Genomic DNA, 22,812 nt, shown 5'->3' with positions numbered 1-22,812 from the left:
CAATTCTAATCATAAGGGGGCATTATATGGTTTTACAGTATAAAGAATTTGGAGATTCAAGCTCACCACTTATGGTTTTTATTCATAGGGGTGGAGTTAGTGGTTGGATGTGGGACAAACAAATTAAACATTTTACTAACTATCACTGCCTCGTCCCTGATTTACTTGAGCAAGGAAAAAATAAAAGTAAAGATCCTTTCTCAATAAACTTTAGTGCTGAAAAAATCATAGACCTAATTGAAGAAAAAAGTCAGGGTAAAACTGTTATAGTAATTGGGTTTTCATTAGGCGCTCAAGTATTAATCTCCATGCTCAGCATGAAGCCAAACTTAATTCAATATGCCATGATAAATAGTGCCTTAGTCAAATCCATTCCTTTTGCTAACACATTTATAAAATCTATTGGGCTAACCTATCCTCTTATAAAGAGTAGGACGTTTTCGAAAATACAAGCCAAATCAATGTACATAGATAAAGAATACTTTGATCACTATTATCATGACAGTTGTCAAATAAGTAAAAATACCTTCATAAGAATACTAGAAGAAAACATGTCGTTTACAATACCAAAAAACTTTGAGAATACTAATAGTAATATATTGGTAACTGTTGGAGAAAACGAAAAAAGAATCATGAAAGACTCGTTGACTGAAATCCTTAAAAGTAATCCCCATTGCACAGGTGTTATTATTTCTAAAATCGGTCATGGAATTTCTTTAGCGAATCCTAAGTTATTTAATACTTTAATTGAAAACTGGCTAGGACATGATATCCTGCCGGAAGACTTAATAATCGTCAATTGATTTCCATACATCAATAAATTTCATTATAGAGTGGCTATAATAGTACCACTATCTTCATTCTTTCTAATCCATAGACCTAATAAAAAAGGTCTCATTATTTTCAATGAGACCTTTCAATCTTACTTACCTTTTACGACGTACTACAAAAACACACGCACCTACCGACGATACAATCGCCAAAATAGATAAAACAATCGCTATCAATTGCATATTACTAGTACCTTCATTCTTCTCTACATTAGACACTTCACCATGTTCTCCTGTTAATGACGTACCTTTTGCAATTGTAGTAAGTGAATGTGGTTTTTCAGCTTTTTCATCGCCTGTCCATTCAACAATTTCTCCGTCTTTATATTGTTGATATGCATCCCAAGCTATTTTTTGTTCTTTATCCGGATTTTTAGCGACGAAAGTAAATCGCTGAAACTGACCGGATAAAATCCCTTCTCCTGTTGCTTCCCATATTACAGTTTTCACTTTTCCATCATTATCTTTTTGCTCTTCCACTTTCCATCCTGGCACTGGTTCATATTGTTGAAACTCTACTCCAGACGGTATTTTCAGTGTAACTTTTGTCGTTGCTATATTCTTTTCAACTGGTACTTTTATTGTATAAGTCTCCCAAGAGCCAATGTCAGAAGTTGCTGGCTTCACAGTTACGTGCGCACTAACAGGTACCGAAAAAATCCCCATTGCAATTATTGTTGCGATCATTGTTGTACCTAATTTTTTTATACGTTTCATTTTCTATTAACTCCTTTTTCTCTGTAACTTCTCTTTATCCCGCTATTCGCCGGACAGCCAGGTTGGTGAGGGCTGATAATCAGCGTGGGATTCCCCCGCTGATTAAAGTTTCACTTTATCTGCCACCTACTATAAATTTATAATCCGTATCAAAACTATCAAGAGATTTTGTTAATCCGTGCACTTGTATATTCCAGTTTCCTGTCATGTTAATATACATACCTTCCGCTTCATATTCTCCTGGTGAAACGGCCGAAACTTTAAATGAACCTTTTCCCATATTCATATCTAATGATTGAGTAGTTAAAATAATTTGCTCCATATCAGTAACAGGTTGTCCGTTTTCATCCTTTAAAGTAATATGAAATGTATTTTGTCCTACTTTATTAGGACTTACATGTAAAGTAAGTTCATACCCATTATCTAGTTGCTTACTCTCTGTAAAAGGTCCAGTAGGAGGCATCTGTGGTGTTTGTACGTTTGTCATAAAAGCTACGATGACAAAAATGATAATTCCGATGATAAACTCTACTTTCACCGTAGCGCCTAATCCCTTCTGCGCTCTCATTTTCCCTTTCACATAATGTACAATTCCCAATATCCCCATGAAAATGAATAAAAGTATCTTTGCTAATAAAGCTAATCCATACTTCGTATCAAATAACGAGTGGATTGTTGGAATAAAAAATGTACTGTTAAAAAGGCCTGTTATTAAAATCACGATGACAGCACCTGTTGCCCACGGTGAAAAACGCTTAATCATATCCCAATACATACTCCATTTGTTATCCTCTTTACGTAAAAGAAGGATAATGGATGATAGACCGCCAATCCATAATGAAGCTGCAAATAAATGCAGAAAATCCATAACGACAGCAATGTCTTTAAACTTTAAACCATATGCATGACTACTAAAGGCTTTCATAACAAGTATCCCGATAAACAATACTATTGGAATACTCCATACTTTAAACGACGATAGCTTCCCACACTTCATCGCAAAATACGTAACAATTATAAGTGAACTAATAAGAACCATTTGAGTAATCCATACATATCCAAAAACAGAAAGCTGTAATGTTTCTTTTAATAATAAAGGATCGAATGCTTCTAGCCATGAAACATCAGCATTTATTTTCGCTTGCAATGGTAGATTGAATAGTAAACTAATGAATATCCCAATTAATGAGATCCATATTATTTTTTTACTCCTTGATCGAACCGAGGTTGCATTCCCTTTATACATAATCAGATTAAAGAATAGTACTCCTATAAATAATGAGAAACTTGTATATAGAATTCCACGTTCCATAATCATATCTATTTGCGGAACATACCCCATCTCTTCTACCTGTATATCGTCTGCTCCCGCTTCTACTGACCCAATTCGGAACGGAATAACTCCTTGAATTGGATGTCCATCAGCTGAAATCACTTTCCACTGAATAGAGTAGAGTCCGTTTTTCAGATTTTCTTTTAACCCTGCTTCTAATAGTTTTTTGTTTTTTTTATCAATATGAGCATCTTTCAAATCGACCCTTTTACCTGATGTATCCCTCACGTACAATGTATTAAAACTTGAAACTTGTATATCCTCATCGAATTCGATTTTCACAACAGCTGGTGCTTTCTTCAACGTTTCATTTTCAGCAGGGTTTGATTTCACAACATACGCATGAGCAGATGTACTTTTCGGTATCAATATGATAAGCACACACGCAAGTAATAGCCATGCCCCTAACCTTCTCATTACTTTCACAATCATTTCACTTCTTTCTTCCTCATCGCTATATTTTCATTACTTTAACTTCCCAAGTTAGATTATCGGGCGAAATATTAACCTGATTAAATATAATCTTCTATACAGTATAACTATTTATTTCTCTCTCACCTCTAAACTTCCAATATAATAGTAACTACCTTCATAGATACTACTTACATTTTTAAAGTCGATTGTTATTATATCATAAAATATATTTACGTAAGTTCCTGAAGAAGAAAAGTTATCGTGAATCATTTGTGAAGAAAGTGTGAAATACATAAATAAAAAGGTATTACGTTATTACGTAACACCTTTTTAAAAATATCTTTCTTCTATTTCTCTTCCGGATAATCACAATACTCTATGATTGTTCCCTCTGTATCCGCTGGGTTAAGATAGATTAATCTTCTGCCGTGTTTATTAATTCGAAGTGTATGCTCTAACGTTCGAATACCTTGTTCTTTTAACTCTTCTAAAGCTACATCTAAATCATCTACACGATATGCAACGTGATGTACACCTTTACCTTTTTGTTTTATAAATCGGGCAATTGGTGATGTCGTATTATTCGTAGGTGCAAGTAATTCAATTCTATCTCCGTCCACTTCAAGAATGGCTACTTCACTTTCCACACCCGGTGCTTCACTTACGTAACGATCTATTAACGTTCCTAACAATACCTTTTCATAAAAACGTATTGTACTATCTATATCTCGAACTGCAATGCCAATATGATCAATTGTTTTTTTCATTTTATTTCCCCTACTACTTTATTTTCTTTCATTATTAATAGTAACAAAAAAAGCTATAGAAACAAGTTCTATAGCTTTTTTATTTAACCTATTTTCTTATTCGTATTTGCTGCTGGTTGAATTTGATTTTTTGGTTTTAAAACGCTAATGCCATATCCGATAAATCCACCGATAATCGCTGGGAAGATCCAGCCTAATCCTACTTCCTGCATCGGAAGGAATTTAGTGAACACTTGGCTTACACCTTCAATGTTAACTCCAGCTGCACTTAATCCGTCGAATAAGCTGATGATAAATGTTACGATTAAGCTCACTTGATAAACTTCAGCTCTTCCTTTGAATAATGAATGGAAGAATGTTAAGAAAATCAATACGATTGCTAGTGGATAAATTGCTGTTAATACTGGAACAGAAACTGCGATTAATTGTGTTAATCCTACGTTTGCAACAATTGCACTAAATACACATAGCGTAATTGCAATTGCTTTGTAAGGAACATTTGGAAATAACTTATGGAAGAATGAAGAACATGCTGATACAAGTCCTACACTAGTTGTTAAACACGCTACTGTAATCATTAATCCTAATAATACTCCGCCATATGATCCAAAATAGTAGTTAGAAACTTTTGCTAATACTTCTCCGCCGTTCTCTAAATGTCCAAGCTTTGCAACACTTGAAGCACCCATATAAGAAAGAGCCGTATAGATAATTGCTAAAATAGATGCTGCAATGATTGTCGCCTTTGCACAAACGACCATAATTTGCGTTTTTGTTTTCGCACCTTTTTCTTTAATTGCATTAATGATGATGATTCCGAATACGAATGATGCAAGCGTGTCCATCGTTAAGTATCCTTCTTGGAATCCTTTAAAGAATGCGTGTGATGTATAAGCTTCAACTGGTGCTTGCATTTCTCCAATCGGGTGAATAAAAGCAACGATTACTAAAATACCGATGAATGTTAATTTAATTGGCGTTAAGATTTTTCCAACAATATCGACAATTTTCGCGGGATTTAGCGAAAAAAAACAAGTGATGCTAAAGAATACAATTGTGAAAAGAATTAAAGGTGTAGAACCTAATCCCTCTGGCATAAACGGCTTAAGACCAATTTCATAAGATACATTTCCTGTTCTCGGTATTGCAAATAACGGACCGATCGCTAAGTATAAAACTGTTGTAAACACAATCCCGAACACTGGGTGAGCACGACTTGCTAATGACTGTAAATCATCTTTACCTGAAAAACCAAATGCTAGTACACCTAGTAATGGTAATCCAACACCAGTTACTAAAAATCCAGCGTTAGCAATCCATACATTTTCTCCTGCCGATTGACCAAGCATTGCTGGGAAAATTAAATTTCCTGCTCCAAAAAATAATGCAAATAACATTAATCCAATAACTACTATGAACGAAAACGGTACTTTATTCGTCATAATATAACCCCCATTCAAATTTCCTTATCTCATTTTCCAATTTTAACTAATTGAATTTTCTGAATATTTAATTCAAGTATCAACTATTCTTGAACTCATTATAGTTTGATATATAATATTTTGCAATACTATTTTCAAACTTTTCATTTATTTTATAAATATACATTTTTTAACATAGAAATAGACTAAAAAACCAACATGGTCATCCATGTTGGTTTTTTATATTTACTATCAATTAAAATTTCGCTGCTACTTTTTTAACGTTCTCTAAACCTTCTTCAACAATTTGCTGTGAGCGATCTGGATATTGATTGTGCCCTTCAATTACAACAGTCTCTGGATTTGTAATTCCCCAGAATCCAAGTACAGTTGTTACGTAATTCACTGCCATTTCCATAGGAGCCATTTGTTCTGAAGAGTAATCTGAACCACGTGCATCTAACACAACTACTTTCTTACCACCAACTAAACCTTCTGGTCCATTAGCTGTATATTTAAACGTTTTTCCAGCTTGAGATAAGTATGAAATATATGTGATTAATGGTGCTGGTACAGTAAAGTTCCATAATGGGAACGCAAATACAACTTTATCAGCTTCTAAAAACTGAGTTAAATATTGATCTACTGTAGCAACCGCCTTCTCTTCTTCAGCTGTTAACTCCATACCTTGGCTACGTTTGTACCCACCTGAAATAGCAATGTTTCCGTAATAAGGAAGATCTAATGCAAATAAATCTAACTCTGTAATTTCTGTATTCGGATTTGCTTCTTTATAAGTACTTACAAATGTCTCATACATTTTTGAACTAACTGCTTGCTCCGCTGGACGATCGTTTGCTTTTACAAATAATACTTTTGACATTTTTTTATTCCCCTCTACTTTTGTATTTTCTTCTTTTTTACCAAATAACGAGCTAAATAATCCCATTTTCTTCACCTAAACTTTCTTATCATATTCATTATTCATCATCATAAAAATTCTTATTCTAATAAAAAGTTCCAATTGATACCTTAAGTAAAGCCAATTAAAACTTTTTGTTATTTAATTACCTTATGTAAGTAATTGTGGTATAGCAACTTACTTTAGTCAAGTAATTTTTAATAGAAAATAAAATCTCAATTTAAAAATATTAACTAAAATACAATTGAACACCAAATACATCTGTATTACTTGTATAATAAAATTAGAGAGGAAAATTCATAATATAGAAAGGATTTACTCATGAGCACTATAGAAAAGATTCAAACTTTTATTATTCTTTTTGCTGTTACATGCGGCATCACACTTGGACAATTTAATGTCATACATATGTATTCAGAAAAATTTATTGTCCCCTTCTTATTTTTCATGCTATATGGATTATTCCTCAGCATCCCATTAAAAGAAATAAAAAACGGATTTCGCAATTTAAAATTTGCTGGAACTAGCCTTACCATTAATTTTTTATGGACACCTATACTCGCTTGGGGGTTAGGAGCACTATTTCTTTCCGACCATCCTGCACTTTGGGTTGGATTTATTATGTTAATGGTTACTCCATGCACAGATTGGTACTTAATTTTTACTGAAATAGCGAAAGGTAATGTAGCACTTTCTACTGCGATTTTACCGGTAAATTTAATTTTACAAGTACTACTCCTTCCCATTTATTTATTTTTATTCGCTGGTGTTATGAAGACTGTAGCGGTTTCTGTTTTAGTAGAAAGTATTATTATCGTGATCGTCTTACCATTTTTACTTGCACACGCTACAAAATTCATTATGAATAAAATAAAAAAAGCTGAAACACTCGAGAATAAACTCATTCCGTTTTTCAGCTCTGCCCAAATTGTATTTTTAAGTTTAGCAATCGTAGCGATGTTTGCATCACAAGGCAAATATTTACTACAAAATATAAATGTGGTTTTATTATTACTCATTCCGGTTCTATTGTTCTTCATTATTAATTTTGTACTAGGACAATTTATCGGACGCATGATGCGTTTATCTTATAAAGATACAGTAAGTTTAAACTTAACAACATTAGCAAGAAACTCACCCGTTGCACTTGCTATTGCTGTAACTGCTTTTCCAGACGAGCCTCTTATCGCACTTGCACTTGTTATTGGACCGTTGATTGAACTGCCAGTACTTGCTTGTGTTTCACAAGTGTTGTTATTTATTAAGAAAAAACAACAATATACATAATAAAAAACGTCCTGCTATAGGACGTTTTTTATTATTGAAAAATCTCATACAACACTTATTTCTTATTTATCATTACAAATGAAATAACCGAAACTAAAAACGTAATAATACCAATTATAATAAATAAAATAGAAGCTGAAATTGACTCTAAGAAATATCCTGTTATTGCAATTCCAACTGGAGTAGATACTAATAATAACGAACTTAAAAAACCGAAAAATCTTCCTTGCACTTTATTTGGAATTAACTTTCTATACAACACTCCAAAATATACATTACTTACCCCAAATGCAATTCCTGACAGAAAATAATAAACTGAAAATAATACCGGATTTAACGTCGTACCCATTGCAGCATTAAAAATCCCCATAATAGCAGTACATATAAAAGCAGTTGTAATCGTTTTATATGTACGGATCTTTTTAGTAATTAATGCCCCAATTAAAATTCCTATCGGTGATGCCGCAAAAACTATGCTATACCACTGCATAGAAAGATCCATTTCTCTAACAACGATTACTTGCAGTGATAGCATACACGCCGCTCCAAGCAAATTAATGATTGCAGCGCTCATAAGCAACATTTTCAATGATTGATTACTTTTTAAAAGTGAGAACCCCTCTTTAAAGTCTTCATAAAAAGGCTTTTTCTTTTCTACTTTTAATTCACGTGGAAATTTAATTTTCATTAAAATTAAAAATGATATAAAAAATGTAATTGCATCTAACATAAATACTCCATGAAAATTAAAAATACTAATTAAAAAGCTAGCCATTAAAGGAATGGCTACCGATATGATTTGTATTGAGATTTGTCTCAGCATAATCGCCTGTTGAACATGCTTTTCTTCCACATATGTTACTAATGCTGCATTTGAAGTTGGAGTAAATAAAGCACTCCCAATTGAACGTATAATAAGTAACAGTAGTAACGGAATGTACAACATTTTATTATAAAATGCTATTACCGCAACACAAATCATAACGATACATCTCATAACATCTGCAATTATCATAAGCTTCCTTCTCGACATTCGATCTGCTAACGTCCCTATTACAGGTGCAAACAAAATCGCCGCCATGGCAATTGCAACGTTTATCCCAGAAACAAGTAATGGAGAGTTCGTCAATTTCATTACCCATAACGGTAAAACGAGCGTAACCATAGAATTACCTATTAAAGAAATGCAACTTGCTAAGAAAAAATACGAAAAAATTTTATTGCTCCAAATACTATTACTAGCGCTATCCTCTTTTAAACCCCCAACTTGATTATTCACTATGCCCTCCGGTTTCTCCTTCTATATTTTCTTTGATTCTTTCTCTTCTGTATCACTACCTTTCTAATTCTCTATTTAAATGACAAAAAAACCTTCTTCAAAATAAGAAGAAGGTTTACTTATACCTATTTTCTTATCTATTAGGACTTTTAGATCCTACAGGATTTAGCACCTTTATATCACATAAGGTTGCTGAGGCTTCGAAGGGCCAGTCCCTCCACCTCTCTTAATAAGAAGTTTTTATACAATCATCTAAATTTATTATATATTACGCCAAAATATTTTCAACATATTTTTCCATATCTAAAATAAAAATAAGCTGATATTATACGTTACGGAAGATTGACTTTTCGTTACATTAACAGTTCCTTACTAATTAAAAATTAAAGGAAACGTAAACATAACGAAAGCTGCCCAAAGTCCGTAGATTGGCAAATACTTCGTAACAGCATCTTGGATAGCCGTCGGTCCTGATTTGTTTTGCAAGAAACGCATATAGGAAAACATAATCCAAATGAGATTTGCCCAAATCAATATATTTACGCCTAAAACAGCAAGTCTATTAGGTGTAATCCCGTAAGAAGAAAGTCTGAATACGATGGCTGACAAAGCCACAGTGTCAATAATAAGCGCAAGAACAATTAAGGTAAAATTTATATAATCTGAAATGCTCTTTTTCTCGTCCGAGTCACTCTCAACGATAGAAAATATGGTAACAGCCAATACACCAAGAAGTATTCCATTGAAGGCCATTAGGAAATTGCGATCCAAGAATGGATTTTTCCCGACCCAAATTACAGTTATAAGATAGATAAACAATGTAATCAGGACGAGAGGACTAAAAATTTTAGATATGTATGGTGTAATATTTTTAGCAAGTTTAAGATTCAATGATACTAAGTATGCAGCCACTACAGCGAGAGCGGCAGCTCCAAATAAAACAACATTACTAAAATAGAATTCTCCTATATCCAAGTCAACAAAGCTAAATAACTTCATAGTGAATACTGCTAGTATCATTCCGCTCACAGCCATACTCGCGTAGAGAAGACAATATTCTAAATTAAATTTAATATAAGCTAATCTTGTACTGCCTTTTGAATATTCATTTCCCGTAAACGCAAGTCCCAATAAGACCCATAACAATATAGGAAGATGTAAATACGCAAGGATACTGCTGTCTTTATAATTTAATGGCAACATATTAAGATACAATCCGGCAATTAGGAACAACGCTGCAAGGAAATACATAATACTTTTTTTCGGAGTATTGTTGTAAATAAAATAAGCAGCAATAAAGGGAATTACACCAAAAGCCAAGTTAATTGGAGCAATTGCTTCCTGCTCAACAAAGTGGAAAATGATTCTAGTGCTTAGCCCAGCTAGAATAGCTAACATACCCATGAATAAGAACCCTTTTTGAAACAACGATACTTTTTCTTTATTTGCCGTCTCCTTGAAATGTAACCTTTCATACCAAGCAGCTAGCACCTGAGAATCAGGTTTTTCATCCCATGCTTGTGAGAATGACTTTTTAAAAGCTTTCGGGTCTTTTCTATACATTCTCTCCAACTCATGAGGGTTATCCATATTTTCAATAATCAAATTGTTAATGTCCATATTTATACCTCCTCTAATTTAAAAAATAACGTTGTTACCTTCTCAATAAAAAGCATCACGCTTATTTATTCTGTTTTTGATTTTAATATAAATTTTATCGTTTTACAATAAATTTTTATTATTTAATAAAATATTTTTATTGCATTTTTTCACAAACATCAATATAAACTACTTTTAGTTGTTCTCTTAATTGCTTATTTTCCCTTTATATAAAAGAGGTAATACAGATAATATAAACGTCGTATTTAATGCAATCTATTCAAATATTTTTTATTGTAAGCACACAAAATTCTGTAATTGTAAAATAAAAAAAGCATGACATAAAATTGTCATGCTTCCTCTTTTCTATCCATCTTGTTTCAAACCTAACCTATTACAGAACCTTTTATTTCTTAAAACCAATTAATTCTCAAATACAAAATTAATCTTATTATCTTTCCACTCTAACATCGCATCAAACGTTTTCTCGCCTTTTTTAAAGCCTTTAATTAAATCGGTCTTTTCACCTTTTAAGAGCTTTGTCATATTCTTTTGCGAAATTGTTTTGCTTAGTATCTTCTTTGAGATGGTAAAATCACATTGTGTCGTGTTGTAGTTAGAACAACCGTAAAACGTTGACTTATCAATGACATCGCCATCACATTTTTTACAACTACCAACTTTTTTCCCTGTTGTAAATTTCGATCCTTTTCGCTCAATCGATTCAACATGTAATCCAGTGAAATCCCATTTCTCCGACATTTCCACTGCATCTTCAATAATTTTAGCTGATAGCTTTTTCGTTTGTTCCATAAATGTAGCTGGTGATGCTGTACCTTCCCCAATTTCCGCAAGGCGCTGCTCCCATTTCGCTGTCATTTCTGGTGAAGCCAGTATTTTATCACCGATTGCGGTAATTAATACTTTCCCTTTATCGGTTGCGTACACTTGGTTTTTCTTCACATCTATATATTTACGGTCTTTCAGCATCGTAATAATTCCAGCACGAGTTGCCTCCGTACCTAAACCTTCTGTTTTCTTTAATACTTTCTCTAGCTCTTCATTCTCTAAATACTTACCGGCCGTTTTCATTAACGTAATAAGTTGTCCTTCTGTATAACGCTTTGGCGGCTGTGTTTTTCCTTCTTTCACTTTCACCTTTACAACTTTGCCTTCTTCACCTTCAGCTACAATTGGAAGAATTGTTTCGTCATCTTTATCGTCTTGGAAAATAACTTTACGCCAACCTTCTTGAATTTGCTGCTTTCCTTTTGAAATGAATTCAGCACGTTCGTCTACAAGAGTTGTAATCGTTGTGTAGTCAAAGATTGCTACTTCATAATGCGCTGCAATCAGTCTTCTTACGATCATATCGTAAATTTTCTTTTCATCACCTGATAGTTTGCTTGGATTTGTAACTTGCTCTGTCGGTATAATTGCGTAGTGATCTGTCACTTTCTTTTCATTCACATAACGCTTATTATTCATAATCGATTCAACTGGAGCTGGTAATAAACCTTTATATTCATCAAACTGACTTAACTTCTGTAAAATATCAGGGAACGTCGCTGCCTCTCCTTGTGTAACATAGTTAGAATCCGAACGCGGATAAGAAACTATCCCTTTTTGATATAGTGCTTGTGTTATATCAAGCGTCTTTTTCGGTGAAAATTTAAAAGCTTTATTAGCTGTCGCTTGCAGTGCTGATAAATTAAATAAAAACGGTGGCTGAAACTCTTTACGCTCCGTTTTCATTTCTTTTACTACAGCCGGTTTCCCTTGGCAAAATGCTGCAATTTTATTTGCCATATCAGGGTCTTTTAAGCGGGATTCACTATCTTTCTCCCATTTCCCCTCATACTTCTTTCCTTCTATATTAAAGGTTGCGAACACTTCCCAAAACGGCTCCGACTTAAAGTTTTCTATTTCTTTTTCACGCTTTACAATTAATGCGAGTGTCGGTGTTTGTACACGTCCAGCTGAAAATACATCGTTCATTCCTTTTTTCTTTAGCAAAATACTAAAGACACGCGATGCATTCATACCAACGACCCAGTCCGCACATGACCTTGTATACGCCTCATAGTACGTATTGATAGTATCTGATTCATCAAGCAAGTTTTTAAATCCTTGATATATAGCTTGCTTCGTTAAAGATGAAATCCAAAGACGTTTCATCGGCTTTTGTACGTTACAAAGATTAATAATGTTTCGTACAATCAATTCCCCTTCACGCCCGGCATCGCCCGCGTGAATAATTTCTGTTACCTGTGGATTATGTAACAGCTGTTTCACAACGTTAAATTGCTTATACTTTGACTTTGTTACTTCAAATTGAAAACGCTCTGGAATCATAGGTAACGTCTTAAGTGACCATTTTTTCCACTCCGCGTGATAATGCTCTGGATTACATAACTGCGTCAAATGACCAATTGCCCATGTACAGTACGCTCCATTTGGAAATAACTCATTCGCTTCTACTTCTAAATACCCATCTTTCCGGCGATATTTAAATTGTGAAACAAGAGCCAAACCTTGATCTGGTTTCTCGGCAATAATTAATTTCATTTTATAACTCCCTATCTGTATTCCAGTGTTACTTTCATTGTATATCTGTTTAGAGGCGATGATAAAAGAACAATCTTATTTATCATTCGCGGGTTACTTCCCATAATGGGATAACTATAATATTATACGCTTATTCTTTATGGCTTCACAATAGAAACTCATTATATAACAATTTCTTTCACATGCTCATAAATAAAAAAGACGCTCAAAAAATCAAGCGCCTCCTTGCTTACATTTATTAAATTGTGCAGATAATTTGCAGATATAAATAAGCATAAGTATTCTCCATTTGAACATATGATGAAATAAACGATAGGACAGGGAGGTATCATGATGCTTGCTTATACGTTAACTGCCTTAACACTTTGTTGTATCTCGATTATTATTACATCATATATTTCTAAACGTAACGGTACCCTGATGGAGTATATGGTATTTATTATGTCTTTTAGTATGAGTACGGGTTTAAGTATCGGTTTTTATTTAGGGATTCTTTTTAAAGGAGAGTTACTATATTCTACTTTACTTGCTATTTTAATTAGTGGCTTTATTGGTTTTATAGTCGGCCTACGTTTCCACCTGTATACTGCTTTAGAAGGAATGTTCTCTGGGTTAATGGCAAGTATGATGGGGGCAATGATTACAGAAATGCTAAATGCGCAACAAGCTCATAGCATATTGTTCATTAGCCTTTTACTTACTATAACGATTACTATGTCATGTATAATTCAAATTTTATCAGAAAGGTTTTCTACCATTATCCACCGACGCTTTTTATTATTGCTTTCAATTAGTGTTGTCATCATTGTTTCGGTATTCATAACATTCCCCGATTATACTCCTTCAACTCCGCTCGAGCATGAGCAACATATACATTAACACTAACGACTATAATTCATAAAGCTTTTCTAACACATGGCTGCTTTTAAATAAAAAGTAACTAAAATGCTCTTCACAAGAAAACGTAGGATTGTGTATAATGAGAACTGATGTTCCTTGCGAAAATTCACTAAACCTGAATTACACTTATATATCAAAAAGAAGAGGATTGATATGCTATGAAAATTGATAGACCCAAAATTTCACCAGAGTTATCTTCAAAGAATTTTCAAGATATTTTTTATGAAGAAGATCCAACATTAGAAATGTGTGAAATTATCGATTCCACTTTCGAAAATGAATCGGTGGATAGAGTGCGATTATATGATGCGGTGATAAAAAATTGTAAGTTCACTAATACAGACTTTAGCAATATTGATATTACAGATGTTTGTTTTGAAAACTGCGATTTATCAAATGTTAATTTAAGCAATTCTTCTGTTCACAGAGTCGAATTTAAAAACAGTAAATTAATCGGGGTTAATTTTACAGAATCTAGCTTAGGAAATGTTACATTTGAGAATTCCATTTTGAACTTAGCTGCATTTGGAAATTCTAAACTAGAAAAAATCATCTTCAATGAAACTTCATTAAATAATGCAGATTTTTTTGACTGTAAACTAAAAAAAGTTGAATTCCAATTTTGCAGCCTTGACGAAGCTAATTTTGATCAGACATCACTGAAGGGGATAGATATTAGTTCTTCTAATTTTGATACACTGACAGTTTCAGTGAACGATTTAAGGGGATGTAAAGTATCTACATATCAAGCTGTTCAGTTTGCAACTTTATTGGGGTTAATAATTAAAGATTAGTATTTCAAAGGTAAACAGAACCCTATCCCGAATCATGGACTTTTTTAAGTGTCCACGATTCGAGATAAAGTTCAAATCAATTAGTGATGACTTTTTTATTATTTAACTACAGCTGGATTTCCTTTTACATGTTCATTATTTTCACTCATAAACGCTTCAATCTCTTCAACTTCTCTAATGATGTCTTTTGACAAGTTTTCATGTCCGTCTTTCGTTACAAGAATATCATCTTCAATACGAATACCAATTGATTCTTCTGCAATATAAAGACCAGGTTCAATTGTTATAACCATACCTTCTTCTAACACTCTCTCTTTATATGTTCCTACATCATGCGTATCTAAACCAAGGAAATGGCTAACACCGTGATAATAGTAGTTTGATAACTCTTCATCTTCTTGAATTAAACCAATTGCTTTACACTCTTCTGCTAGTACCTTTTTTGTATGCGCATTTAATGCAGCAAACTTTACTCCTGGCTTAATGAGTTCCGTTGTTTCTTTCAACGCTTTTAATACGATATTATACATTTGTTTTTGGCGACTAGAGAATGTTCCATTTGCCGGGAATGTATAACTAATATCAGCGTTATAGTAGTCTTTTTGAGCACCTAAATCTAACAGTATTAAATCACCATTTTGAATTTGTGCATCATTATCTTCATAATGAAGAACTGTAGCATTTTTTCCACTTGCCAAAATTGTATTGAACGCATGATGCTTAATGCCAGATGATTTCAGTGTGAAATCAAATTGAGCTTCTAATTCATACTCCATCATGTCTGCTTTTGCATGCTTAAGTACGTTGTAAATACCCTCTTTCGTTACAGCAATCGCTTCTTTAATAATTTCAACTTCTTCTTCTGTTTTAAACAATCGTAATTCACAAATATTCGGATATACATTACCAATTAAAACGTGTGGATACTGTTCTCTTACATGTTTAGCAAATGCTAGCGTTTTTGTCTCTGTACCTTTCCACTCACGACGCTCTAAATCTAAATATAGATGCTTCACATTTTCTGTAAAAAGTATATTTGACATTGTCTTTTCGAAGCTTTCTAAATATACAACTTTCTTTATACCTGAAATGCTCTCTGCTTCTTCGTTAGATACTGTTTTACCGACCCATCTTTCCATTACTGGATCTGATTTTTCAATGAAAAGAGTCTCTTCTACACTATCCCCAAACTTTTTTAACATGAAAATAACATTTGGCTCATCGATTCCCGTTAAGTAGTAAAAATTTCGATTCGGCACAAATTTATAATGTGCATCGGCTGACATATGAGGTGCTTGTCCAGCAAATAAAATAGTAACAGATTCCTCCGGTAATGTTTTTACTAATCGTTCTCTATTTTGAGCAAAAAATGTTGACTTCATAATAATCCCCCTTGCGTTCTATGTATGATTAAAAAACTAATTATCCAATACAATTCATTCTATTATTGTTACAATTTTTCGTCAATTTTTAACCTTTTTAGATTGTGTTGACATACTTAAAATTACACGCTACAATAACTATACATTAGTAAGTAACTAATGTAATCAATTCTAACTAGAGGTGAAAACAAGTGAAAAACATTTTATTCCGTATTAACGAATTATCAAAAAAAGAAAAATCATCTGGATTAACAGTTGATGAAAAACAAGAACAACAAACGTTGCGTCAAAACTATACAAAAACATTTCGTGGAAGCTTAGATTCCATTTTATTGAACACAAAAATTGTCGATCAACATGGTCTTAACGTTACACCAGCCGCATTACAAGATGCTCAAATACGTTTAAAATTAAGCAAATGAAATCAAAGCTAAAAAAACAATTGTATAAAACATAAAAAGAGCCGGAATTCCTATTTAGAAATTCCAGCTCTTTTTATTGTCTTTTCTAATTTAGTAAACGAGCGATACATCGCAATTCTCCACGATACAATCATCGCAAATGCGAGTAAGAAAAACATTCCGCTTAACTCTGCTAAATCAATTGATTGACTTAAATATGATTTTAACGCTACTCGTACAGCCAATAACCCGACTAAAATAAATATGAATGCTTTTGACGGTTTCATATATACATGTTCGCTTCTTATTTCAAACTTAGTTGTTTTAATAAGAAGTAGAGAGAAAATAAGTCCTAGGCTAATTGCCTCTACTATTTCTAACGATGTTAATCGAAACTCTGGTAAGAAGTACATCATTGCGCCAGTACTCATAAAAATTGGCGGTAATATAATTTTCTTTTTCGTTACCGGTTTTTTCGCTGCTTTAAAGCGAAGAAACATGACCCCAACAGCCATACAAACTGCTACAATACTTGATAAAAGTGCTATCATACTCTCCCCCACTCCTATCTATTTAAAAGACTTTTTGAGCAAAATCATAAACCAAACGAGCCCGATACTTATAATAACATGACCTAATCCAGCCATATGGCTTAAACCATTAAAGTCAGTTCCATTTACTTGTAGAAGCCCTCTCCATAGCATTGTAGCGCCAGTAAAAATTACTCCTACATTATAAACAACAAACCACGCATGAAAACTCTTTGTTTCATGGACATGAAATACTTTAAATAGAGCCAAAGCGATTAAAAAGAAGACGAAGCCGAGCACTAATACGTGTGTATGCAATAATTGCAACATTGTGGATCCTTTAATTCCTTGTGCTTTCGAATACTCTCTTGCAAATACTCCTGATAATAAACCTATAATTAAGTAAATAAATGCTGCATTATATAATTTCTTCATTCTATTCCTCCTGCTGTAAACTTTCCATATTCGCTGCAATCATTTTACGGAAAGTTTATGAACGGAATATGAACAAAATATTACATCCAACTTTTGAAAATAAAAAAGCCATTCCACAATTAATATTTGCGGAATGACTTTTCAACTTATTTTAAATCTTCTATTGAGAAAGCACCTGGAAGTAATTGCTCAACAGTCACTTCTTTTTCATCACCTTTTACATTCGTTAGTAAAACTGGCATTTTCGGTTCACAGAATTCAGCAATTACTTGTCTACAAGCACCACATGGTGAAATCGGTCCGTCCGTTTCGCCTGTAATAACTAAGTAACTAAAGTCGCGCTCTCCTTCTGATACTGCTTTAAAGATCGCTGTTCTTTCTGCACAGTTACATAAACCGTAAGAAGCATTTTCTATATTACAACCAGTATATATTTTACCTTCTTTCGTAACTAATGCTGCGCCAACAGGAAATTTCGAATACGGAATATATGCTTTTGCTAACATCTTATTTGCTTCTTCGATATATTTTTTCTTATCCATATTATTTCCCCCTTAAAGTATGTGTAATTATGATTAGTCAGTAATAACTGTATGAACTAATTTAGGAGCTACTGCTGTTTCAGCGATAGAAATATTTTCGTAAATTTTTGCTTTTACATCTTCTACATTTTCACGATTTGCATAGATTGTTACGAATGGCTCGCCTTCTTTTACTGCATCGCCAACTTTTTTACGTAACATTAATCCTACTGCTAAATCGATTTCATCTTCTTTTGTCGCACGGCCAGCACCAAGTAGCATAGCTGCGATACCAATTTCATCTGCAACAATGTTAGAAATAACACCTGAAGTTTTTGCAGGTACATCAATTACATACTTCGCCTGTGGCATTTTTTCTGGATTGTCCACAATTGAGCTATCTCCGCCTTGATTGCTTAAGAACTCTTTAAACTTCTCAGTTGCTTTTCCGTTTTTCATAACTTCAATTAGCATTTCACGAGCTTCTTCTAACGTATTTGCTTTTTTCGCAAGTACGACCATTTGACTTCCTAATACAAGTACTAATTCCGTTAAATCTTCTGGGCCTTCACCTTTTAACGTATCAATCGCTTCTTTCACTTCTAGAGCGTTACCAATTGCAAATCCAAGAGGTTGTGACATGTCTGAAATAACAGCCATAGTTTGACGTCCTACATTATTTCCGATACGCACCATTGCATGAGCTAATTCTTTTGCATCTTCTTCTGTTTTCATAAATGCGCCAGCACCTGTTTTTACATCAAGTACGATTGCGTCAGCACCAGCTGCAATTTTTTTACTCATAATTGAACTTGCGATTAAAGGAATTGAGTTAACCGTTCCTGTTACATCGCGTAATGCATAAATCTTTTTATCTGCAGGTGTTAAGTTTCCTGTTTGTCCAATAACAGCTACTTTGTCACGGTTTACAATATCAATGAACTGCTCTTTCGTAATTTCAACGTGGAATCCTTCTACCGCTTCTAATTTATCAATTGTTCCGCCTGTATGTCCTAAACCACGACCAGACATTTTTGCTACCGGTACATCTAAAGCAGCTACTAACGGTCCTAATACTAATGTTGTCGTATCACCAACACCGCCAGTTGAATGTTTGTCTACTTTAATTCCTTCAATTGCTGATAAGTCGATCGTTTCTCCAGACTCAACCATCGCCATCGTTAAATCTGCACGTTCACGATCTGTCATATCTTTAAAGAAGATTGCCATTGCAAGTGCACTCACTTGATAATCAGGAATACTTCCGTCTGTATATCCATTAATAAAGAATTTGATTTCTTCAGTCGTTAATTCTTTGCCGTCACGTTTTTTTGCAATAATATCTACCATTCTCATTACAATCACCATTCCTTTTTATATGATATGAATCTATTAAAATAATAAGCCAACGATCGTTGCTGATAAGAAACTTACTAATGTTGCACCGAAAAGTAATTTCAAACCAAATCTTGCGACTACATTCCCTTGCTTTTCATTTAAGCTCTTAACTGCCCCTGCAATAATTCCAATTGAAGAGAAGTTTGCAAATGAAACTAAGAATACAGATATAATCGCTGTCGTTCTATCTGAGAAATTAAAGTTTCCTTGTGCTAAATCTGTCATAGCGACAAATTCATTTGATACTAATTTTGTTGCCATAATATTTCCGGCATTAACTGCTTCATGCCAAGGTACACCCATAATAAATGCAAATGGTGCAAATACATAACCAAGAATTTCTTGGAATGAAATACCGATTACACCTTTAAATACTGCATTAATGAATGCGATTAAAGCAACGAAACCGACTAACATAGCTGCTACTGTAATTGCAACTTTAAATCCATCTATAATGTATTCCCCTAATACTTCAAAGAAAGTCTTTTTCTCTTCTTCTTGTACTTCTAACATATCTTCTTCTTCAGTAACTTCATAAGGGTTAATGATAGAAGCGATAATAAAACCACCGAATAAGTTAAGCACTAAAGCGGTTACAACATATTGTGGTTTTAATAACACCATATACGATCCAACGATAGACATTGAAACGGTAGACATTGCAGATGCACATAATGTATACATTCTTTTCTCTGGCAATAATCCTAGTTGTTTCTTAACTGAAATAAACACTTCAGATTGTCCTAAAATCGCAGAAGCAACAGCGTTATATGATTCTAGTTTCCCCATTCCATTTACTTTACTTAATGCTAGACCGATAGATTTCACAATAATAGGTAATACTTTAATGTGTTGCAAAATACCTATTAAAGCTGAGATAAATACGATTGGCATTAATACACTTAAAAAGAACGAAAACTCTTTTTGATTTACTAATCCACCAAATACGAAATTCACACCGTCAGCTGCATATTTTAATAGCTCTCCAAAACCATCTGCTATTCCGCTAATTAATATATTCCCTACACTTGTATTTAATAATAAAAACCCCAAAATGAATTGTAATATAACCATCGTTATGATTGGGCGATATTTGACTTTCTTTCTATCATTACTAGCAAGCCAAGCGATACCTAAAATCAATACGAGGCCAAAAATACCGATTAAATATTTCATAAGCCGTCTCCTCCCATTCGTATCCGCTTACATTCTTTTCAATTGTTAAAGCAATAGATACACTTTACTTTGTGTATCTATTGCTCTTAACTTCATTAATGATTAGTAGTTATCTGTAGCACCTTTTGCATCATTTAATACGATTGCAACACTAGCACTTGCTCCAACGCGAGAAGCTCCAGCAGCTACCATTTTGTCTGCATCTTCACGTGTACGAACGCCACCAGATGCTTTTACACCAACGTTTGGTCCAACTGTTTTGCGCATTAATGCGATGTCTTCAGCAGTTGCTCCGCCAGTTGAGAATCCAGTTGAAGTTTTTACGAAGTCAGCACCAGCTTTTACTGATAATTCACAAGCGCGTACTTTCTCTTCATCTGTTAATAGGCAAGTTTCAATGATTACTTTTACAAGCGCTTTTCCTTTTGCTGCTTGTACTACTTCATAAATATCTTTTTCAACGAACTCGTTGTCGCCATCTTTTAAAGCGCCTACGTTGATTACCATATCAACTTCAGTTGCACCTTTTGCGATAGCATCTTTTGTTTCAAATGCTTTTGTTTCAGTAGTGCTTGCTCCTAATGGAAAACCGATTACAGTACAAACATCTACATCATGTCCAGCTAACTCATCAGCAGCTAGCTTTACCCATGTAGGATTAATACAAACAGAAGCGAATTTATATTCCTTTGCTTCTTCGATTACTTTCATAACATCTTCTTTTGTAGTATTAGCTTTTAAAATTGTATGGTCAATTAACTTTGCAATGTTCATTATCTTCACTCCTCATATCTTTTAACAACTTCATTCTAACTCTTAGTTGAACAAATGTAAATACACTTTTGAAATTTTGTTCATTCTTTTCAAAAAGGAATTTTCTTGTAGTAAATAAAGCGCATTCTAACTAAGAAACAATTCATATTTAAAATCAAAACTTTTATATTAACAATGGTAGTATGTATCTCAATATCCATAATTATTTTTAAAAAGGCAATTTGTATTCAAAAAACACTCCCATAATTCATACATAACAAAATAAAAGGCTTTCTCAAAATTAGCATCTTGAGAAAGCCTTTTATTTCTAACCTTTTTGATAATGTAACAATTCTTTTGCTGTATGCTGATCGATAATTAATACATTTGCATACCCGCCACGTAACGCACCATCAATTGCTTTTATTTTTCTATTACCACCAGCAACTAAAATAGAACGTTTCTTTAATTTCAGTTCTTCTAACTCAATTCCAATTGTACGCTGATTAATCTCTTCGCTACTAATCTTTCCGTCTCCATCAAAGAAACGTGAACAAATGTCACCGACCGATTGTTTTTTGAGCAAATTCGTTTCATCCTTATCGAAATAACCTAATCGGAATAATAGTGCTTCGTCTCTCACTGTTCCTACAGTGAAAATTGCAACATTCGCTTGTTTCCCCATTTCGATAATGTGATGAATATGTCGATCCTGCTCTACTAATTCTTTTGTCACTGCATTATCAAATATAACTGGAAGGGGTAGATTTCTTGGTGTCGTTTGAAAAGCATCTGCAAATAAAGCAATCGTTTCATTCGCATATGTATTTACACTCGAATGACTAATACCACCTTTTAACTGAACAACTTCTACACCTTTTACATGTTGTGGTACAATTTTTCTAGCGATTTCATACATCGTCATTCCCCAGCTTACACCAACGATATCACCAGTTTTAACCGTCTTTTCCATATACTCAGCTGCATATTTACTAATATACTCTGTAATCGTTGCATATTCTGGCACTGGAGAAAATACGACATGTGCCTCTAACAAGTTGTACTTTTCTTTCAGTAAATTTCCAACGTTATCTAAATCAGCAAATGGATCGGCTATGCTAATTTGAACAAATCCTTTTTCTTTCGCGTACTTTAATAGTCTAGAGATAGTCGGCCTTGAAATATTTAATTTGTTAGCAATTTCTTGTTGACTATAATCTGATTGATAATATAATCTTGCAACTTCAACGCTTAATTGTTGTTTATCTTTATCCATAGTAACTCGTTACATATCCTTTCCTGTATTTCCTTTTCGTTACAAGCATTATACAGCTTTATGCAAAAAAATTCGACTACCGAATTTTATCTAACTGAACTTCTACTAC

Annotated in this window: 21 protein-coding genes and 1 riboswitch; of the genes, 5 read left to right on the top strand and 16 right to left on the bottom strand. The window is 33.6% G+C overall.

The window, feature by feature from the left end:
- Positions 1-26 precede the first annotated feature (26 nt).
- Positions 27-803, top strand: a complete 777-nt coding sequence (locus tag QCI41_RS28085; RefSeq protein WP_353836093.1) for an alpha/beta fold hydrolase — start codon at positions 27-29, stop codon at positions 801-803.
- A gap of 123 nt (positions 804-926) precedes the next feature.
- Here the strand turns inward: QCI41_RS28085 and QCI41_RS28080 are convergent, their stop codons facing one another.
- The 5 genes from QCI41_RS28080 to QCI41_RS28060 form a co-directional block, all read right to left on the bottom strand.
- Positions 927-1,547, bottom strand: coding sequence for a YcnI family copper-binding membrane protein (locus QCI41_RS28080; protein WP_353836094.1), 621 nt, complete (start codon positions 1,545-1,547; stop codon positions 927-929).
- A 115-nt stretch (positions 1,548-1,662) separates the two neighbouring features.
- Positions 1,663-3,312: a copper resistance CopC/CopD family protein gene (locus tag QCI41_RS28075; RefSeq protein ID WP_353836095.1), complete on the bottom strand. Its 1,650-nt coding sequence runs from the start codon at positions 3,310-3,312 to the stop codon at positions 1,663-1,665.
- A gap of 329 nt (positions 3,313-3,641) precedes the next feature.
- Positions 3,642-4,061 (bottom strand): VOC family protein, encoded by a 420-nt coding sequence (locus QCI41_RS28070; RefSeq protein WP_000750833.1) that lies wholly within the window; start codon positions 4,059-4,061, stop codon positions 3,642-3,644.
- A gap of 83 nt (positions 4,062-4,144) precedes the next feature.
- Positions 4,145-5,503 carry a branched-chain amino acid transport system II carrier protein gene (gene brnQ, locus QCI41_RS28065; protein ID WP_353836096.1) on the bottom strand — a complete coding sequence of 453 codons (1,359 nt, stop codon included), beginning with the start codon at positions 5,501-5,503 and terminating at the stop codon, positions 4,145-4,147.
- A gap of 235 nt (positions 5,504-5,738) precedes the next feature.
- Positions 5,739-6,431, bottom strand: coding sequence for an FMN-dependent NADH-azoreductase (locus QCI41_RS28060; protein ID WP_353836097.1), 693 nt, complete (start codon positions 6,429-6,431; stop codon positions 5,739-5,741).
- A 294-nt stretch (positions 6,432-6,725) separates the two neighbouring features.
- Between QCI41_RS28060 and QCI41_RS28055 the strand changes: the two genes are divergently transcribed.
- On the top strand, positions 6,726-7,691 hold the full coding sequence (locus QCI41_RS28055) for an arsenic resistance protein (protein ID WP_353836098.1): 966 nt from the start codon (positions 6,726-6,728) through the stop codon (positions 7,689-7,691).
- A gap of 55 nt (positions 7,692-7,746) precedes the next feature.
- Here QCI41_RS28055 and QCI41_RS28050 read toward each other — a convergent pair whose 3' ends face one another.
- The 3 genes from QCI41_RS28050 to topB all read right to left on the bottom strand — a co-directional run bounded on the left by QCI41_RS28050 (position 7,747) and on the right by topB (position 13,137).
- Positions 7,747-8,970, bottom strand: coding sequence for an MFS transporter (locus tag QCI41_RS28050; RefSeq protein ID WP_353836099.1), 1,224 nt, complete (start codon positions 8,968-8,970; stop codon positions 7,747-7,749).
- A 130-nt stretch (positions 8,971-9,100) separates the two neighbouring features.
- A riboswitch (SAM riboswitch) is annotated at positions 9,101-9,206 on the bottom strand.
- A gap of 136 nt (positions 9,207-9,342) precedes the next feature.
- Positions 9,343-10,590, bottom strand: a complete 1,248-nt coding sequence (locus QCI41_RS28045) for a DUF4153 domain-containing protein (RefSeq protein WP_353836100.1) — start codon at positions 10,588-10,590, stop codon at positions 9,343-9,345.
- Between the two features lie 402 nt (positions 10,591-10,992).
- The gene (gene topB, locus QCI41_RS28040) at positions 10,993-13,137 is read right to left on the bottom strand and encodes a DNA topoisomerase III (RefSeq protein WP_353836101.1); all 2,145 of its coding nucleotides are present in this window, start codon (positions 13,135-13,137) and stop codon (positions 10,993-10,995) included.
- Between the two features lie 333 nt (positions 13,138-13,470).
- Between topB and QCI41_RS28035 the strand changes: the two genes are divergently transcribed.
- Both QCI41_RS28035 and QCI41_RS28030 read left to right on the top strand, forming a co-directional pair.
- Entirely contained in the window at positions 13,471-14,016 is a 546-nt protein-coding gene (locus tag QCI41_RS28035) for a hypothetical protein (RefSeq protein ID WP_353836102.1), read from the top strand.
- Between the two features lie 179 nt (positions 14,017-14,195).
- Positions 14,196-14,831 (top strand): pentapeptide repeat-containing protein, encoded by a 636-nt coding sequence (locus QCI41_RS28030; protein ID WP_353836103.1) that lies wholly within the window; start codon positions 14,196-14,198, stop codon positions 14,829-14,831.
- A gap of 98 nt (positions 14,832-14,929) precedes the next feature.
- On the opposite strand, the gene QCI41_RS28025 is transcribed toward QCI41_RS28030, so the two are convergent.
- The gene (locus QCI41_RS28025) at positions 14,930-16,213 is read right to left on the bottom strand and encodes an aminopeptidase P family protein (protein WP_353836104.1); all 1,284 of its coding nucleotides are present in this window, start codon (positions 16,211-16,213) and stop codon (positions 14,930-14,932) included.
- A gap of 191 nt (positions 16,214-16,404) precedes the next feature.
- Between QCI41_RS28025 and QCI41_RS28020 the strand changes: the two genes are divergently transcribed.
- Positions 16,405-16,635, top strand: coding sequence for a DUF896 domain-containing protein (locus QCI41_RS28020; RefSeq protein ID WP_353836105.1), 231 nt, complete (start codon positions 16,405-16,407; stop codon positions 16,633-16,635).
- Positions 16,636-16,685: 50 nt separating this feature from the next.
- Here QCI41_RS28020 and QCI41_RS28015 read toward each other — a convergent pair whose 3' ends face one another.
- From QCI41_RS28015 to QCI41_RS27985, 7 genes are all read right to left on the bottom strand, one after another.
- Positions 16,686-17,165 (bottom strand): CcdC family protein, encoded by a 480-nt coding sequence (locus QCI41_RS28015; RefSeq protein ID WP_046959113.1) that lies wholly within the window; start codon positions 17,163-17,165, stop codon positions 16,686-16,688.
- Between the two features lie 18 nt (positions 17,166-17,183).
- The gene (locus QCI41_RS28010; protein WP_353836106.1) at positions 17,184-17,579 is read right to left on the bottom strand and encodes a DUF2871 domain-containing protein; all 396 of its coding nucleotides are present in this window, start codon (positions 17,577-17,579) and stop codon (positions 17,184-17,186) included.
- A gap of 146 nt (positions 17,580-17,725) precedes the next feature.
- Positions 17,726-18,121 (bottom strand): cytidine deaminase, encoded by a 396-nt coding sequence (locus QCI41_RS28005; protein WP_000358522.1) that lies wholly within the window; start codon positions 18,119-18,121, stop codon positions 17,726-17,728.
- A 33-nt stretch (positions 18,122-18,154) separates the two neighbouring features.
- A complete protein-coding gene (locus QCI41_RS28000; protein ID WP_001983022.1) occupies positions 18,155-19,456 on the bottom strand; it encodes a pyrimidine-nucleoside phosphorylase in 1,302 nt (433 codons plus the stop codon).
- A 36-nt stretch (positions 19,457-19,492) separates the two neighbouring features.
- Entirely contained in the window at positions 19,493-20,674 is a 1,182-nt protein-coding gene (locus tag QCI41_RS27995; protein ID WP_000876170.1) for a NupC/NupG family nucleoside CNT transporter, read from the bottom strand.
- A 102-nt stretch (positions 20,675-20,776) separates the two neighbouring features.
- Positions 20,777-21,448 (bottom strand): deoxyribose-phosphate aldolase, encoded by a 672-nt coding sequence (gene deoC / locus QCI41_RS27990; RefSeq protein ID WP_001017440.1) that lies wholly within the window; start codon positions 21,446-21,448, stop codon positions 20,777-20,779.
- A 307-nt stretch (positions 21,449-21,755) separates the two neighbouring features.
- The gene (locus QCI41_RS27985) at positions 21,756-22,703 is read right to left on the bottom strand and encodes a DNA-binding transcriptional repressor DeoR (RefSeq protein WP_000356574.1); all 948 of its coding nucleotides are present in this window, start codon (positions 22,701-22,703) and stop codon (positions 21,756-21,758) included.
- Between the last annotated feature and the right edge of the window lie 109 nt (positions 22,704-22,812).

It is taken from the genome of Bacillus cereus group sp. MG4 (assembly GCF_040460055.1).
Classification (GTDB): Bacteria; Bacillota; Bacilli; order Bacillales; family Bacillaceae_G; genus Bacillus_A; species Bacillus_A wiedmannii.
Note: the sequence above shows the minus strand (reverse complement) of the source record. Positions and strands in the feature narration are given on the sequence as shown.

Coding starts and splice junctions, on each gene's coding strand:
- QCI41_RS28085 (WP_353836093.1), top strand. CDS start 27: ATGGTTTTACAGTATAAAGAATTTGGAGATTCAAGCTCACCACTTATG.
- QCI41_RS28080 (WP_353836094.1), bottom strand. CDS start 1,547: ATGAAACGTATAAAAAAATTAGGTACAACAATGATCGCAACAATAATT.
- QCI41_RS28075 (WP_353836095.1), bottom strand. CDS start 3,312: ATGATTGTGAAAGTAATGAGAAGGTTAGGGGCATGGCTATTACTTGCG.
- QCI41_RS28070 (WP_000750833.1), bottom strand. CDS start 4,061: ATGAAAAAAACAATTGATCATATTGGCATTGCAGTTCGAGATATAGAT.
- brnQ (WP_353836096.1), bottom strand. CDS start 5,503: ATGACGAATAAAGTACCGTTTTCGTTCATAGTAGTTATTGGATTAATG.
- QCI41_RS28060 (WP_353836097.1), bottom strand. CDS start 6,431: ATGGGATTATTTAGCTCGTTATTTGGTAAAAAAGAAGAAAATACAAAA.
- QCI41_RS28055 (WP_353836098.1), top strand. CDS start 6,726: ATGAGCACTATAGAAAAGATTCAAACTTTTATTATTCTTTTTGCTGTT.
- QCI41_RS28045 (WP_353836100.1), bottom strand. CDS start 10,590: ATGGACATTAACAATTTGATTATTGAAAATATGGATAACCCTCATGAG.
- topB (WP_353836101.1), bottom strand. CDS start 13,137: ATGAAATTAATTATTGCCGAGAAACCAGATCAAGGTTTGGCTCTTGTT.
- QCI41_RS28035 (WP_353836102.1), top strand. CDS start 13,471: ATGCTTGCTTATACGTTAACTGCCTTAACACTTTGTTGTATCTCGATT.
- QCI41_RS28030 (WP_353836103.1), top strand. CDS start 14,196: ATGAAAATTGATAGACCCAAAATTTCACCAGAGTTATCTTCAAAGAAT.
- QCI41_RS28025 (WP_353836104.1), bottom strand. CDS start 16,213: ATGAAGTCAACATTTTTTGCTCAAAATAGAGAACGATTAGTAAAAACA.
- QCI41_RS28015 (WP_046959113.1), bottom strand. CDS start 17,165: ATGATAGCACTTTTATCAAGTATTGTAGCAGTTTGTATGGCTGTTGGG.
- QCI41_RS28010 (WP_353836106.1), bottom strand. CDS start 17,579: ATGAAGAAATTATATAATGCAGCATTTATTTACTTAATTATAGGTTTA.
- QCI41_RS28005 (WP_000358522.1), bottom strand. CDS start 18,121: ATGGATAAGAAAAAATATATCGAAGAAGCAAATAAGATGTTAGCAAAA.
- QCI41_RS28000 (WP_001983022.1), bottom strand. CDS start 19,456: ATGAGAATGGTAGATATTATTGCAAAAAAACGTGACGGCAAAGAATTA.
- QCI41_RS27995 (WP_000876170.1), bottom strand. CDS start 20,674: ATGAAATATTTAATCGGTATTTTTGGCCTCGTATTGATTTTAGGTATC.
- deoC (WP_001017440.1), bottom strand. CDS start 21,448: ATGAACATTGCAAAGTTAATTGACCATACAATTTTAAAAGCTAATACT.
- QCI41_RS27985 (WP_000356574.1), bottom strand. CDS start 22,703: ATGGATAAAGATAAACAACAATTAAGCGTTGAAGTTGCAAGATTATAT.